The sequence below is a fragment of the Nonomuraea solani genome, from assembly GCF_900108335.1.
GTDB lineage: Bacteria > Actinomycetota > Actinomycetes > Streptosporangiales > Streptosporangiaceae > Nonomuraea > Nonomuraea solani.
This window is the reverse complement of record NZ_FNVT01000011.1, coordinates 75,715-89,850: the sequence shown is the minus strand read 5'-3', so window position 1 is coordinate 89,850 and position 14,136 is coordinate 75,715. Positions and strand designations below refer to the sequence as shown.

At 70.0% G+C, this 14,136-nt stretch carries 11 protein-coding genes; 2 read left to right on the top strand and 9 right to left on the bottom strand.

Features of this window, described 5'->3' with window-relative positions:
* Position 1 precedes the first annotated feature (1 nt).
* The 4 genes from C4V41_RS33725 to C4V41_RS33715 form a co-directional block, all read right to left on the bottom strand.
* A complete protein-coding gene (locus C4V41_RS33725) occupies positions 2–2,704 on the bottom strand; it encodes an exo-rhamnogalacturonan lyase family protein (protein WP_103960029.1) in 2,703 nt (900 codons plus the stop codon).
* A gap of 91 nt (positions 2,705–2,795) precedes the next feature.
* A complete protein-coding gene (locus tag C4V41_RS33720; protein WP_200824418.1) occupies positions 2,796–3,218 on the bottom strand; it encodes a hypothetical protein in 423 nt (140 codons plus the stop codon).
* Positions 3,215–3,475, bottom strand: coding sequence for a hypothetical protein (locus C4V41_RS63295; protein WP_200824417.1), 261 nt, complete (start codon positions 3,473–3,475; stop codon positions 3,215–3,217). Before C4V41_RS63295 ends, C4V41_RS33720 begins: the two co-directional genes overlap by 4 nt.
* Before the next feature lie 118 nt (positions 3,476–3,593).
* Entirely contained in the window at positions 3,594–4,055 is a 462-nt protein-coding gene (locus C4V41_RS33715; protein ID WP_103960028.1) for a MarR family winged helix-turn-helix transcriptional regulator, read from the bottom strand.
* 120 nt (positions 4,056–4,175) lie between these two features.
* Here C4V41_RS33715 and C4V41_RS33710 point away from each other — a divergent pair, with 120 nt between their 5' ends.
* Complete coding sequence (locus C4V41_RS33710) at positions 4,176–5,309, top strand: cytochrome P450 family protein (protein WP_103960027.1); 1,134 nt, start codon at positions 4,176–4,178, stop codon at positions 5,307–5,309.
* A gap of 81 nt (positions 5,310–5,390) precedes the next feature.
* On the opposite strand, the gene C4V41_RS33705 is transcribed toward C4V41_RS33710, so the two are convergent.
* The 4 genes from C4V41_RS33705 to C4V41_RS33690 all read right to left on the bottom strand — a co-directional run bounded on the left by C4V41_RS33705 (position 5,391) and on the right by C4V41_RS33690 (position 10,832).
* Complete coding sequence (locus C4V41_RS33705) at positions 5,391–7,208, bottom strand: adenylyl cyclase (protein WP_103960026.1); 1,818 nt, start codon at positions 7,206–7,208, stop codon at positions 5,391–5,393.
* Positions 7,209–7,292: 84 nt separating this feature from the next.
* Entirely contained in the window at positions 7,293–8,393 is a 1,101-nt protein-coding gene (locus C4V41_RS33700; RefSeq protein WP_103960025.1) for a hypothetical protein, read from the bottom strand.
* Between the two features lie 201 nt (positions 8,394–8,594).
* Complete coding sequence (locus tag C4V41_RS33695; RefSeq protein ID WP_103960024.1) at positions 8,595–9,887, bottom strand: acyltransferase family protein; 1,293 nt, start codon at positions 9,885–9,887, stop codon at positions 8,595–8,597.
* Between the two features lie 93 nt (positions 9,888–9,980).
* Positions 9,981–10,832, bottom strand: coding sequence for an FHA domain-containing protein (locus C4V41_RS33690; protein WP_103960023.1), 852 nt, complete (start codon positions 10,830–10,832; stop codon positions 9,981–9,983).
* A 138-nt stretch (positions 10,833–10,970) separates the two neighbouring features.
* Between C4V41_RS33690 and C4V41_RS33685 the strand changes: the two genes are divergently transcribed.
* Positions 10,971–13,226 carry a serine/threonine-protein kinase gene (locus C4V41_RS33685; protein WP_103960022.1) on the top strand — a complete coding sequence of 752 codons (2,256 nt, stop codon included), beginning with the start codon at positions 10,971–10,973 and terminating at the stop codon, positions 13,224–13,226.
* Here C4V41_RS33685 and C4V41_RS33680 read toward each other — a convergent pair whose 3' ends face one another.
* Positions 13,227–14,105: a nuclear transport factor 2 family protein gene (locus C4V41_RS33680; RefSeq protein ID WP_103960021.1), complete on the bottom strand. Its 879-nt coding sequence runs from the start codon at positions 14,103–14,105 to the stop codon at positions 13,227–13,229. It abuts the gene before it with no gap.
* Between the last annotated feature and the right edge of the window lie 31 nt (positions 14,106–14,136).

Genomic DNA, 14,136 nt, shown 5'->3' with positions numbered 1-14,136 from the left:
GTCAGGCGGGGAGCTTGTCGCCGACGAGGGCCAGGCACTGGATGGCGGCCAGGCCGTACTGCGCGGAGGCGTTGGTGCTGAAGGCGGCCTCGTCGATCGGCTTGAGCACCTTCGGGCCCTCGATCCGCACCGACGTGAACGGGTGGTTCTTCGGGTAGCCCGCGTGGCCGGTGTCGAACTCCTTCCACGCCCGCGCGGCCAGGTTCGCGTCGCCGAGCTTGGCGGCCGCGTACGCCGTGAGCCTGGAGTGGGCCTGGCGCAGGTTCAGGTTGCCGAACGACTGCCCCGTCTCGGCCGTCTGCTCGGCGGCGGTGCCGTTGTAGAGGCGGCAGTACTGCAGCCACGCCTTGGTGAACGCCTCGTCGCCGGTCAGGGCGATGACCTCGCTGCACAGTTCGACCAGGCCGAACACCGCGCCGAGCGAGCCGACGCTGACCGCGGTGTCGTTCGGCTTGAAGGTGCCGTCGTCGAGGTCGTACCAGCCGCCGCCGCGGATGAAGCCGTTGGGCATCGCGGCGATCGTGCGCATGCCGTTCAGCAGCTTCTCGCGGGCGATCGGGTCGCCGCCGCGCTCCCACTCGGTCAGCCAGGCCAGCGCCATGGCGCCCCAGTCGGTGCCGGTGCCGACGCCGAGCGCGTGCGGGTCGGGCTCGTACGGCTCGGTGCGGATCTTGCGGATGGGGTCGAGGACCAGGAACGTCTTGTCGGAGTCGACCAGGTCGCGCATCAGGTCGCCGACCCGCTCGTCGGCGGTCAGGAAGTAGTAGAAGCGGCGGTAGCCGGCGTTGCTGATGCGGGTCTGCTTGGCGCTGTCGGCCCAGTGCTGTACGCCGTGCCGGGTGCCCAGGTCGCGCCATTTGCCGAGATGGTAGACATCGACCTCGCCGGTGTGGCGGGTCATGGCCTCGGCGAACCGGAACGCGTCGGACTTGCCGGTGCGCAGGTAGTGGTACCAGAGCCACAGGTCGGTGGAGAGCTCGGAGTTGTCCCAGGCGTAGCCGCCGACGTCGTAGCGCCAGACGTGGCGGTCGCCGTCGTAGCTGTGCATGACGTCGCCGTAGTCCCAGAAGCCGTACCACGAACGCTGGTCGACCTGCTCCTTGTGGAAGGTGAACATGAGGTCCAGGCGGTCCTCGATCAGCTTCCTGGCCGGGGTCGAGCGGTCCACCGGCGACCAGTCGCCGAACACCCCGGCCGCGTGCAGGTGCGCCGGGGGCGCCACGATGAGCGGCGGCGTGCGCACGGCCGCGGTCAGCTCGGCGATCTTCTCGGCGGCCGGGGTCGCCTCCAGCGCCCAGAACATCAGCTCGGTGGTACGCGCGATGCCGTACGGGGTGCCGAACCCGGGCTCGTAGTCCTCGTACGTGATCTCCAAGCCTTCGAGCTGCTCCGGATAGGTGTCCTGGCCGAGCCCGTCGTGGTAGAAGCGCAGGTCCATGGGCCCGGCGTCGGGCGACCACAACCACAGGGTCACCTCGGCCGTGTCACCGGCCGCGCCGCGGATGTCGAGCTGCGTCGGGTGCAACTGCCAGAAGTCGCGCATGCCGAAGGCGAACCCGCCCTCCGGACTCCCGATGTAACCCAAGCCCCCGGCCCGGCCGCCCGCGTCCACCGGGATCCAGCCGTGCCCGGCCTTGGTCCGCTTGCGGATCTGGAAGCCGTCCGCGCTGAGCTGGCGCAACGAGTAGTCGCCGAAGGCCGGGATCAGGTGCAGCCGCGAGCTGACCCGGGTGTCCCAGGTCGCCACCGCCGGGGTCGCCTGCCCCGCGACCTGCGCCTGGCGCACCGCCGCGCCCGGGTCGCGGCGCAGCCCGGTGATGCCGCGCACCGCCTCCGACAGCACGCCGTCGCCGTTGCCGGCGAAGCGGACGTGCCGGTTGTACAGCTCGCCGCGCATCGGCACCGCGAACCTGAGGCCGAGGCCCCGGATGAAGTCCTTCTTCTCGTTGCCGTCGTAGACGAAGCTGTGCACCGCGCGGACGCCGTCGCTCGCGGCGTAGAAGTACAGGCGCACGGTGAACGGCAGCCACGACCGGCCGCCGCGCCGGTGCCGGCCCTCGATCCTGACCACGGCGCGGACCGGGCCCGACTGCTCGACGGTCACCTTCTCGGTCCGCCCGGCGAACTTCTCCCATTTCGCCGACCCGGACTCGTCGTCGTCGATCTCGTCCTGGCGCAGGCAGACCAGCTCGCCGTCGCGGGCGATCTCGATGGTGCCGCGCCGGATCGCGCGTACCAGCTTGTCGCCCTTTTTCGGGATAAGGCAGGTGATCGCGCCGGTGTTCACCTCGACCTCGTCGCGCCCGTCCCTGACGGTCACGGCCGCTGTGGGCGCGGCCGGTGGGCCCGCGGCCAGCACGTACTGCTCGGCCGGGGCGATGTCGGCGCCGATGGCGTGCGCGGTCCACTTCACCGACCCGTCCGGCCAGTACGCGGTCGCCCACGTCTGCACCGGCACCTGCTGCCCGGCGGCGGTGCGTAACGCGAACGCCTGCTCCTTGGCCACCGCGCCCTTCGGCCACGCCACACCCCACGTGGAACCACCGGCGAGTTGCTCGGGCGCGCCACCCTCCAGCCACCTGAGCGGGACGTCGTCCGCTGGTTGCCGCTCGGCCCGCGCCGGCCCGGCCGTCCAGCCGATCTGTCCGGCGGCGCCGACCGCCGCCGCGCTCAAGAGCAGGTTCCGTCGGGACATCATCGCCATGGGGGGCTCCAACTGTTTAACCGTTTACTAAGAGCCGATCGCAACATGAGCGGTAATGCCTGTCAAGGGCCCTGTGAACGCTTGCAGCCGACTATTTGGCGAAGCCGGCGACCACCAGCGGCAGTGCCTTGCGGACGGTCTGGTTGTGGTCCACGTCCCCGGCGTCGGTGAGGGTCTGGGTCGCGCCGTGGGCGCGCAGCCTCTTCTGGCAGTAGAGGGCGTTGTCGTAGGCGACGTCCTGGTCGCCCTTGGCGTGATGGAGGCGCACCGGTACGGCCGGTTTCCAGTCGCAGGTGGAGTCGAGCGCCGTCAGCAGTTCCTTCAGCTTGCCGGTCGGCTCGCGTACCCGGTCCAGGAACCGCGCGGTGAACAGTTTCGCGGAGGTCGGCGGCAGTGCCTTGGCGATGTCGGCGGCCTCGAAGGAGCTGAGGTCGAACGGCCCGGCGATCGGCGCCAGCCCGCCCAGCCGGAAGTGCGGGTCCCGCCCCTGTTGCAGGGCCCGTCCCACCATCATGGTCGCCGGACCGCCCTGCGAGAAGCCGCTGACCAGCACCCGGGCGTCGAGCCGGCGGTGGTGGGCCGGCCCTTGGCGTCGGTCGTGCGATAGACCACGCGGTAGGCGGTGACGCCGTACTTCACCTGGGCCGGGTCGATGCCGGTCGCCTTGAGCCGCTCGGCGACCTGGCCCTTGTCCAGTTTTTCCACCTGGGTCGAGGAGACCACGGCGCCGCGGGGCGCGACCGTGGCCTGGGCGGGGAACGTGGTCGTCAAGCAGCCAAGCGCGAGCGTACTGGAAACGGTTACGCGAAAAAGGGCCACGCCAAAACCATAGAAACGGCTTCAGCTTGGCGCTCTCCCGGCGATACCCCGAACGCCGGTAGGGCTGGCCCTACTCCGGCTTGAGCCGGTGGATCTCGGCGGTGGTGCTCCGCACGGCGGCCTTCATGAAACGCACGAGGGCGTCGAGTTCGCCGTCGTCGAACGCGCCGAGGTCCTCCCGCGTGCGTTCGACCAGTCCCGCGTAGGCGGCGGTGACGCGTTCGAGGCCGTACTCGGTGGGCTCGACGAGCACCCGCCGGCGGTCGCCGGGGTCGGCCACGCGCCGGACGCAGCCCGCCGCGACCAGCCGGTCGATCATGCGGGTGGCGGAGCCCGTCGTGAGGTTCACGTGTTTGGCCAGCACGCCCGGCGTCGCGGGGCCGTGCCGCCCGAGGACGTGCAGGCACTGCACGTCGGTGTCGGTGACGCCCAGCCGTTCGGCGACCACGTTGTTGAGCTGCACGACCAGGATCGCCCAGCCGGGCACCGCGACGCCGACGAGCTCGGCGATCAGCGCCTCCCTGTCCGTCATCGTGAGACCACTCCATCCGATTTCGCTGCGCCGTGCAGTAATTTGTGTTGTACATTAACTGCGTCGCGCAGCTACTGTGTTATGCAGTGACATTATGCCATCCCGGCAAGGAGAGATCTGATGCCCGCACTCACCGTCGACCCGTTCGCCAGCACCGTCCGGGGGATCGACGAGCCCCATCCCGCCCGCGCCGAACTCCGCGCCGCGGGCCCCCTCGTCCAGGCCGAGGCTCCGGCCAGTGGCCCGGCGTGGATCATCACCGACAACGCGCTTGCCCGCGAAGCCCTCGTACACCCCCAGATCGTGAAAGACCCGGCATACGCGCCGGCGAGCTGGGACCCCCGGACGGCTGGGCTCGAACCGACCGCCGCCGCCCAGCCGTCGCTCACCACCTTCGACGGCCCCGCCCACGAGGGGCTGCGCCGGGCGCACGCCCCGCTCTTCACGGCCCGGCGGATGAACGACTACACGGAACGCATCACGGACATCGCCCGCGACCTGCTCACCCGGCTCGCCGGCCGAGGGGAGACGGTGGATCTGATGGCCGACTTCACCACGCGGTTCCCTCTCACCGTGGTCTGCGACGTGCTCGGCGTACCGCTCGACCGGATCGACCAGGCCATCGCCGCCTGCCGAGGCATGTACGGCGAGACGCCCGAGGAGGTGGGGAGGGCAATGGCCGCCTTCGGCGACCTGGCGGCCGCCGCGCTGAGCGACGGCCGCGACGGCCTCGCCGTCGAGCTGCGCGACCGGGTCCCCGAGGAGATCACCGAGACGCAGCTCCACTACCTGATCTTCACGCTCATCTTCGCCGGGCAGCTCACCACCGACCCGTCGCTGGGGTTCCTGCTCGCCCGCGCCTTCTCCTCGGAGGAGGGTCCGGTCGACGCGTTCGTCAGGGATACGTTGCGGCTGCACTCGCCCGCGCCGTACAGCCTCTGGCGGTTCACCTCGGCCGAGATCGAGCTGGCCGGGGTGCGGCTTCCCGCCCGTTCGCCGGTGCTCATCGACATTCAGGGCATCAACACCGATCCCGGCCGCCCGATCGGGCCCGACCTCACGTTCGGGGCCGGCCACCACTACTGCACCGGTGCCCAGCTCGCGCAACTGGAGCTGGGCGCGGTCGTGCGGGTCCTGCGGAGCGACTTTCCGTCCGCTCGTCTCGCGGTGCCGTACGCCGAGCTTCGGCAGGCCGACCTCGGTGGCATCCAGGGCAGCCGGTTGGTCGCCCTCCCGGTGGTCCTGCGGGGCTGATCAACCTCTGGCGAGCGCCGAGCCTCCCACGGGGATCAGCGCGGCGAGCATTTGCCGACGACCGTGGTGATCTCTATTCGATCACGGATAGTCCGTGATGTACACCGGCACGCCGACCTTGGTGGTGTCGGCCGCGTCGCCCACGCCGTTGACGACATGGTCGATCGTGCCGGCGCTGAGGTTGACCGTCATGATGTGGTGCAGCCGGACGCCCGGGGTCCGCGGCACCTCGAAGCCGTTCTCGGTGTGGATCCGCGGGTTGTTCTGGTTGAAGACGTAGACGCCGCCGCCGTACAGGTTGTGCGTCTTCACCCGGTCACCGACCTTGTAGCCGGCCCAGCCCTCGACGTCGCCGTTCATCCAGTCGGCCTGGGCCGGCGGGTCGTACGGCAGCTCGTTCTGGTAGAGGATCGTCGTGCCGTGATCGCCGTTCCAGACGGTGTTGTACCGCTGGAAGTGCTCGACGAACAGGCCGGTCGCGGTCACGTGGTCGCCGTTGATGACGGCGCCGTACCTGCCGAGGTTGGTGTTCCAGCGCTGGGTGTCGGTGAAGCCCTCGACGCCGTGGTCGGCGCGCCACACCCAGGCGTGGTCGATGAGCACGTGGTCGCCGTTGACCTCCAGCGCGACGTCGGTCTTGCCGACGTGCGGGCCGCCGACCCGGAAGTACACGTCGGACAGCGTCGTCGGGTCGTCCGCGCGGCTCCAGTTCCTGCCGTGCCTCTGGCCGACCCGCAGCAGCGCCGGTGACTTCTTCAGGCCCGCGTCGATGGTCACGCCGGCGATGACGACGCCGGGCACGCCGGCGACGTCGAGCGGGATCGAGCCGTGTACGGCGGTCAGCGTGGCGTGCCCGAGGCCCAGGACGACCGTATTGGGGCGCTTGACCTCGATGCCGCGCGCGACGTCGTACACGCCGGGGGTGAGCAGCAGGTGCTTGCCGCGGGCGAGCTGACGGTTGATGACCTGCGCCGAGTCCGACGGCCTGGCGACGAAGAAGTCGGTGATCGGCAGCGTGCGGCCCGGCGTCATACCGGTGGCCCACGAGACGCCGCGCGTGTTCTTCCTGGCGGCGGGCACGCGGACCTGGTACCTGCCCTGCGCGTCGGTGTACAGGTAGGGCTTCTCCCGGCTGACGGGCGTGGTGTCGAGGGTCGTGTACGGCGGGTTCGGGAAGCCGGCCTCGTCCGGGGCGCCGGCGACGCCCGAGAAGACCTGGTTCCAGACGCCGTTCGACCAGCCGGCGACCTCGCTGTCGCGGGTCAGCCACTGCTGCTGCGAGCCGTTCGTGACGGCCGGCAGCTTGGAGTCGGCGATGAAGCCGCCGCTGGCGTACTGCGGGCCGGCGGTGCAGTAGTCCATCAGCGACAGGTTGCCGCCGCCGATGTTGAGACGGCGTAAGGAGACCGCCTGGGAGACGGCCCAGAAGTTCGCCGACGCCCGGCAGCCGTCCTGGCCGGTCGCGTTGACGTTGATCGACAGGTTGGACAGGGTGCGCCAGAAGTTGACGAGCGCGAGGCAGTTGCCGGTGCCGCCGTCCGCCAGGCAGCGGTTGTAGACCTCGACCTTGCCGTTGATGACGACGTCCGTGGGCGAGGCGCCGAGGCCGGCGATCTCCGTGTAGTAGCCGACCTTGACCTGGAGCGGCTGTTCGGCGGTGCCGTACGTGCCGGGCTTGAAGAGGTACGCGTGGCGGGTGGTGCCCATCTCGTTGTCGGCCTGGGCGGCGTGCGCGGCGTCGAGGGTGGCCTGGATCGTGCCGATCGGCATGCTCGGATCGAAGACGGTGACGTTCGGGCCGAGGTCGGGGGCGGTGGGGGGTGGCGTCGCGGCGGCGGGCGTGCCCGCCGCCATGACGGCGGTGGCCAGCGCGAGGACGAACGTTCGGGGGATCTTCATGCGGTACGTCCCTTCCGCCGTGCGAGAGAGCGCTCTCTCACCCTGCGGAAGTTGTACCGCACGAAGAACGAACGGGTCCAGTCGTTACAGCAGGTGCTTGTTTCTGGCCGCCGCTTCCCGCCGGACCGAGGTGAGGAAGAGGTCGAGCAGCTTCTCCTGCGGCTCGTCGCTTTCGATGGCCGCGTGCCGTTCGTACAGGCGCCAGCAGCTGTCGATGCCGTGGAGCAGGTTTTCGAGCAGGTCGGGGGCGGGGCGGGTCGGGTTGAGCGAGGTGAGCGGCAGGTGGATGCTGTCGGAGTCGAGGTCGAGTTCGGGGTGGTCGGCCTGGGCCTTCTCGATGAGCTGCTCGGCCGCGGTGATCCGGTGGCGGGCCTCGGTGATGCCGCGGAGGTGGCCTTCCGCGACGTGGAGCGCGTTGCGTACGAGGAGCATGGCCACGTCGCGCGGCCGCCCACCGGCGCCGATGAGCGCGATGACGTCGGAGAGGCTCTCCGTGGCGAGGGGCTTGGCCTGCTGGTCGGTCGCGGCGATGACCTGGACCGGGTGCATGCCGGTGCGCCGGGCGGTGATCGCGACCGCGGCGTAGAGCCAGTGGGCGGCGGCGATGGCGGCGGCGGTGGGGTCGATCTGGGTGCGGAGGGCTTCGCTGCCGAACGGATGGCGCTGCAGGAGGGTGTCGGCCTGGGAGACCTGGAGCGGCGAGGCGTCCTCGCGGCTGAGCGCGGCCGCCTGCTCGGCCCGTCCGGACAGGTCACCGCGTTCGGCCTGCTCGACGGCGGCCAGTTCGGCGGCGACGTCGGTGATGACGCGGGTGGTGAGCTGGGTCCCGTCGAGATCGCGCAGCACCCGGCCGACCGACCGGGCCGCCTCCTCGACCTTGGTGGCGGGGGAGGAGGAGATCGACTTGGTGGTCAGGGTCGGCAGGATGGTGGTGAAGGCGTCTCGTTCCTGCCGCCGGTGCCAGCCGAGGCTGCCGGGGCCCTGCTGGTCGGTGGCGGCGGCCGGATGGGTGTAGCAGCGCCAGCAGATCGTGGACAGCTCGGTCAGACAGGCGGCCAGGCGCATCGTGTGGTGGCGGAGGGAGGAGCTGGGCAGTTCGGTCACGGTGATGGCGGTGTCGCCGATGCCGGTGCTCCACTGAGCGGTGAGCGCGTTTCGGGCGCGGTCGATGGCATACCGAGTCACGACGGACTCCTTCGAAGGGGGCAGTGGGGGCGCGTGGTGACCACGTTGCGGATACGGCCGGGCTCCGGATGCGGCCACTCCCAGGATGCTGGATCCGCCTTCGGTATGGAGCCCATTTCACGTTGTCGCGAGTCCCTGATCTGCGGTTTTGCCGGTGAATGTGGCAAAAATCCTTCACGATCGCGGCGGTTGCTGGAACGGTCAATTCCGTGCGCGGGCGATCAACCGGGTCATAGAGGGCCTCAGACGGCGGCCGAGTCGTTGTGCGGGTTTCTCGATGTAGCGGTAGCTCAGGTTGGCGCAGGCGATCACCACCGCGAGCAGCGCCAGGGACCAGGCGAGTCGCTCGGGGAGCTGGATCTGGGTGGGGTCCGGGGTCAGGCGGCGCAGGACCTGGATCGCGAGAGGGTGGAGCAGGTAGACGGAGTAGCTGATCAGGCCGAGGTGTACGAGAAAACCGGTTGGTCGCGTACGGCGGGCGATCAGGAAGGTCAGCCAGGCCAGTGCGACGGCCGTGGACCAGCTCCATCTGAACGCCAGGGCCTGGTCGTCCGGCATGCCCCAGCCGGGGCCGAACCAGATGGCGGCGGTGATGGACGCGACGGGGACCAGCCCGATCGCCCAGCTTGTCGCCCTTCGGCTGACCTGCCCCTGGTCCAGGCGGTAGAGGGCTGTTCCGGCGAACATGGTGGCAATGATGGCCAGGCTCTGCCATGCTCCGATCCGGCTGTTGGCGCTCAGGAGGACGACGGCCAGGAGGGCCAGGGCGGCCGCGCCGTACAGGCGTACACGATGGCCGCCGGTGAGGATCGCGGCGAGTCCCGTGATCATGACGACGGCGGCGATCACGACGACGGTGTCGCCACCGAAAGCCTGTGACAGCGCGCCGGCCGGGAGCAGGCCTCCTACCAGGATGCCCGCCGTCGCCAGGGTGAGCGTGCCGGTGCTCGCGCGGTGCCGGCCGGCGACGAAGAGCGCGGTCACCAGCAGGTAGAACAGCATCTCGTACGACAGCGTCCAGAACACGTTGACGACGCTGACCGTCTGCAGGAAGTCCTGGAGCATCGTCAGGTGGGCCAGGGCGGACATGGCCGGGCGGTCGCCGAGTTGGGCGGGCAGGGTCGAGTACACCTGAAGGAGGCCGAAGACGGTGCCGATGGCCGCGACGAGGATCCACAGGGGGTAGATGCGGAACACGCGGCTGATCCAGAAGCCGGAGACGCTGCCGCGCCGTTCGAGGGAGGCCGGGACCACGTAGCCGCTGACGAGGAAGAACACCATGACGCCGAACTGGCCGAAGTCGAACCAGGGGCTGACGGTCGTGCGGACTTCGGGGAACAGGGGGTCCAGCAGGTGCTCGAAGAGCACGGCGAGCACGGCGACGCCGCGTAGCGCGTCCAACCAGGTCTGTCGGCGGGCCGGCGGGGGAGCGTGCGTCCGGAGCTCGGTCCGCAGTCCGCCGCCGCTTTCGCGGGCGGCCAGGTTGATAGACATCTGAGTCACGCTATGGGGTCAACCTGAGTGAACGCTTAAAGTTCGCCCAGGTGGGTGCGCTACTCGGTCGGGTCTAGGTGTCAAGCGGTCTGGTCAAGGTGGTGCGTCGCGTTCATCGAGTGCGTCGCGTTCACCACGTTCACCCCGTTCGTCGCGTTCGTCGCGTTCGTCGAGGAGGCGGAGGTCGGAGGAGCCGAGCGTGGCGCTGGTCAGGAGCGCGATGATCAGGTTGTGGTTGAGGGCGTTGCCCAGCGGCGGCGGGATCTCCTCCTCCAGGAGGCCCGGCACCTTGGCGCTGAGGCGTTTGCGGGTCTGGGTGACGATGTGGGCGGCTCGTTTGGTGGTCCATCGTTCGTCGGGGCGCAGCCGGCGGAGCTCGTCGGCTACCTGCGCCCAGGTCAGTGGCTGTGGCCAGGGTTCGGGGCGGAGGTAGCGCTGGCCGAGGCAGACCAGGACCAGGCGTTCGACAGGGCTCAGGGACCATCCGTTCGGCGTGCGGGTGTCGGCCTCCTGGCGGTTCGCCGGGCCGGGGACGGCCGGAGTTCTGGCGATCTGTACTTCGAGCAGGTGCTCCTGTTCGGGGGCGACGATGAACAGCGGAGTGTGGCCCGCCGGCAACGCCGCTTGATGCCCGGTGAGCACCAGCCGGCCCCCTGGCAGGCGGATGGGGAGTCTGCCCAGGTTGTGCAGGATCCATTGGGGATCCTCGTAGGTGACGTATCCGTGCTGGCGGCTGACGTACGGGTCGTTCGGGCCGACGCAGACGTGGACATCCGGCTCGCAGCGGCCGAACACCACATCGAACCCGGCGTCCGGCGCGACGCGGATCCCGCCGTTGGTCCCGTGGACGTAGAGGGTGCCCGGCTCGGCCGGGTCAGCGGGGTTTCCCGGCTCCTTGGGCAAGATCTCCACCTTGTTCTGGGGCCTGCGCGTCGTCCACGCCATGTCGCCGATCTCCCCACCTCTCCGGGAACCAACGGTAACCGGCGGCCTCCGGGAGGGGTCCCGGGCGGCATTGACAGAAAGAAGTTCTGGAAGAATTGCCCTTGTAAAAGATCCACTGCGTAGCAGCACAATTACCGTATGCCTGACTTCGCAGCGCTGGTTTCCGGCGACCCGCAGGAGTTGGGTGGCCTGACGCTTCTCGGCCGGCTGGGGCAGGGCGGGCAGGGCGTCGTCTACCTGGCCAAGACGCCGATGGGTGCGCAGGTGGCCATCAAGTGGCTGAGCCCGTCCGATGACGAGGGCGGTGTCGAGCGCTTCCTCCGGGAGGCGGAGATCGCCCGGCGGGTGGCGCCGTTCTGTACCGCGACCGTGCTCAGCACGGGGGTCGCGCAGGGGCGGCCGTACATCATGAGCGAGTACGTCGAGGGCCGCTCGCTGGACCGGTTCGTCAGGGAGGACGGTCCGCTCGCGGGCGGGGGCCTGGAGCAGCTGGCCATCGGCACGGCCACCGCGCTCGCCGCGATCCACGCGGTGGACGTCGTGCACCGGGACTTCAAGCCCGGCAACGTCATTATGGGCCCTGGCGGTCCGCGCGTGATCGACTTCGGTATCGCGCGCGTGCTCACCCCGGCCACCATGACCAGCAGCACGCAGATCGGGACGCCCGCCTACATGGCGCCCGAGCAGATCGAGGGGCAGGGGCTCGGGCCGGCGGCCGACATCTTCTCGTGGGGCGGCACGATGGTGTACGCGTCCTGCGGCCGGGCGCCGTTCGGGTCCGCGGGGCCGCATACCGTGATGAAACGGGTGCTCACCGAGGAGCCTGATCTGGGCTCGCTGGAGGGGCGGTTACGCGACCTGGTGCGGCGATGCCTGGCCAAGGATCCGTCTGGCCGGCCGACGGCCATGGACGTGATCACGAGCCTGCTGCGCAACCCGGCACCCGGCGCCGACCCTCTCGCCGAGGGCACAAAGCAGGCCACCCCGGGGACCGGCCCGCCCGCCGGCTCGCATGCTGCCCCGTCGGTCGGCCCGCAGGCCGGTCTGGGGGCTGCTCCGCAGGCTGGGTCGGGGGCTGCTCCGTCGGTCGGCCCGCAGGCTGGGTCGGGGGTTTCGCGCCCGGCCGGTCCGGAGACCGCCCCGCAGGCCGCCCTGGGGGCCGGTTCGCATGCCGGCCCGCCGGCCGCTCCGCAGGCCGGTCCACGGGCTGCGCCGTCGGCTGGCCCGCAGGCCGGTTCAAGGGCTGCGTCGTTGGGTGGTCTGGGGGCCGGTTCGTCGGCTGGGCTCACCAAGCCGACGCGCCGGCCCGTGTTCATCGGGGTGGGTGCGCTGGTCGCAGCAGTCGTCGTGGCGGCCGTGATCGCCGTGCCCGGTTGGCTGCGGCCGTCCGCGCCCGTGACCCCGCAGGCCGTCACGGCCTCGTCGGCCGCCGCCACCCCGTCGAGGCAGGCCACGCCGGACACGCCGGTCGAGACCACGCTGCCCGGCGGTTCGATCAAGCTCTTCGAGCGGCCGTCCGACCGGGTCGCGCTGCTGGCGTACGAGCTCTACGACAAGAAGCTCGACGAGGACGTCGACTATGCCCGGCGGTCGCCGCGCGGCGAGTTCGACAAATATTCGGGCAACCTGGACTCCTACGTCTCCCCGAACGGCCGCTACCTCGCCGGCAGGCCGCACGGCTACACCTCGGACGGCTACGACTCGATCCTCATCACCGACCGGCAGACCGGCTCCAGCTTCCGGATCAAAACCGTACACAAGCCGATGGACGCCCCCATCCGCGGCTGGTCGAGGGACGGCACGAAGTTCCTCCTCAACATCAACAGGAAGTCCAAGGACAAGAAGGGCGAGACCGTCTGGCGCACCGTGGGCTTCGGCATCGTCGACGTGGCCGCGCACGACGTGGCCCAGAGCAGGCTTCGCCTGGTCGAGGACGTGGCCGACGACACGATCCGGGACAGCGACTTCGGCTGGGACGAGCGGGAAGAGGGCGTGGTCATCGAGTACGGCGACGACGAGGGGTTGCGCTTCTTCGACGCCGCCGGCAAACGTACGCGGGACATCTCGAACGCCGGGCCGCTGGCGTCCGGCACCCTCGACCTCTTCTCGCCCTCGGGGAAGACGTTCGTGACCGACTGCCCGGGTGGCGCCGACGGCGACCACTGTCTCTGGGACTCCGCCACCGGCCGGCAGGTGCGCAGGTTCTCCTCCGACTGCGACAAGATCCTCGGCTGGTACGACGAGTCGCGACTGTACTGCTGGGAGGAGGACAACGGCGCCCACGACGAGATCCGTGTCGTGGCGTTCGACGGCAAGCTGCTGCACCGGCTGCTGGAGGTCCCCGACAAGCTCGACATGTCCCCCTATTTCACGATCACGCCCACCAGCTCGTGACTAATCACGCCCGAGGTTGAGACCGGGCGCCTCGCGCAGCAGCGTGGCGGCGGCGAGCGGGTCGCCGTAGTCACGTGAGTGCACGATGAGCCCGTCGCGGACGGTCAAGACCATGAGGTACGTCATCGCGAACGGCTCGCCCGTGGCCGTGACGCGTCCGTGCAGCGTGTACTCGGCCACGACCACCTCGGGGTCGGTGGTCTCGCGGATCGACATCACCTCGGCCCTGTCGAAGCGCCGCAGTTCCCGTACGGCCTCCAGTCGCGTGCGCAGCCGATCCCGGCCGGCCGACCGCTTCGGCACGCCCGGCGGCGCGAACGGGATCTCGATGACGGCGTCGGGGGCGTACAGCGCGAGGAGGGCTTCGTGGTCGTTGGCGGCCGAGGCGCGGATCAGTTTCTCGGCCACCTCGCGCGCTCCCGAGGCCGGCGGCGATCCGGCCAGTAGCGCCCCTAACTGGGGGAGCATCCTGGCGGCCTCGGCCGCACCGAGCGGGTTCGGATAGTCGAGGTAGGAGACGATCGCGCCGTCGCGTACCCGGATGACTCCGAGCGAGGAGGCGAAACGGAACGGCGTACCGCTTCCGCGTGCCTTTCCGGCGGGTTCGAACTCCACGACGATCAGTTCCGGATCGGCGCTCTCGTAGACGGTGGTGTTCATCTCCCCGAACGACAACATCTGGGCGATGCCGCCTTCGGTCCGCGCCTTCATGTGGGTGCGAATGGCGTCGATTCCCGCGAATTTTCGCGGCTGTCCTGGCATGGCGAACCGCAACTCGTACACCGCGTCGTCGGCGAACGCATCGAGGAACGCATCGATGGACATGGTCCGGATCGCCTCGCCCAGTCGCTCGACGATCGTGTGCATGGCTTTCTGCATCACAGATCCCTCCCGTAGAATCGGAACGCTC

What these genes read in the sequence shown, in the direction of transcription:
- C4V41_RS33720 (WP_200824418.1), bottom strand. Translation starts at nt 3,218, where the DNA reads ATGATGGTGGGACGGGCCCTGCAACAGGGGCGGGACCCGCACTTCCGG.
- C4V41_RS33690 (WP_103960023.1), bottom strand. Translation starts at nt 10,832, where the DNA reads ATGGCGTGGACGACGCGCAGGCCCCAGAACAAGGTGGAGATCTTGCCC.
- C4V41_RS33685 (WP_103960022.1), top strand. Translation starts at nt 10,971, where the DNA reads ATGCCTGACTTCGCAGCGCTGGTTTCCGGCGACCCGCAGGAGTTGGGT.
- C4V41_RS33715 (WP_103960028.1), bottom strand. Translation starts at nt 4,055, where the DNA reads ATGACGGACAGGGAGGCGCTGATCGCCGAGCTCGTCGGCGTCGCGGTG.
- C4V41_RS33710 (WP_103960027.1), top strand. Translation starts at nt 4,176, where the DNA reads ATGCCCGCACTCACCGTCGACCCGTTCGCCAGCACCGTCCGGGGGATC.
- C4V41_RS33705 (WP_103960026.1), bottom strand. Translation starts at nt 7,208, where the DNA reads ATGAAGATCCCCCGAACGTTCGTCCTCGCGCTGGCCACCGCCGTCATG.
- C4V41_RS33680 (WP_103960021.1), bottom strand. Translation starts at nt 14,105, where the DNA reads ATGCAGAAAGCCATGCACACGATCGTCGAGCGACTGGGCGAGGCGATC.
- C4V41_RS33725 (WP_103960029.1), bottom strand. Translation starts at nt 2,704, where the DNA reads ATGGCGATGATGTCCCGACGGAACCTGCTCTTGAGCGCGGCGGCGGTC.
- C4V41_RS33695 (WP_103960024.1), bottom strand. Translation starts at nt 9,887, where the DNA reads ATGTCTATCAACCTGGCCGCCCGCGAAAGCGGCGGCGGACTGCGGACC.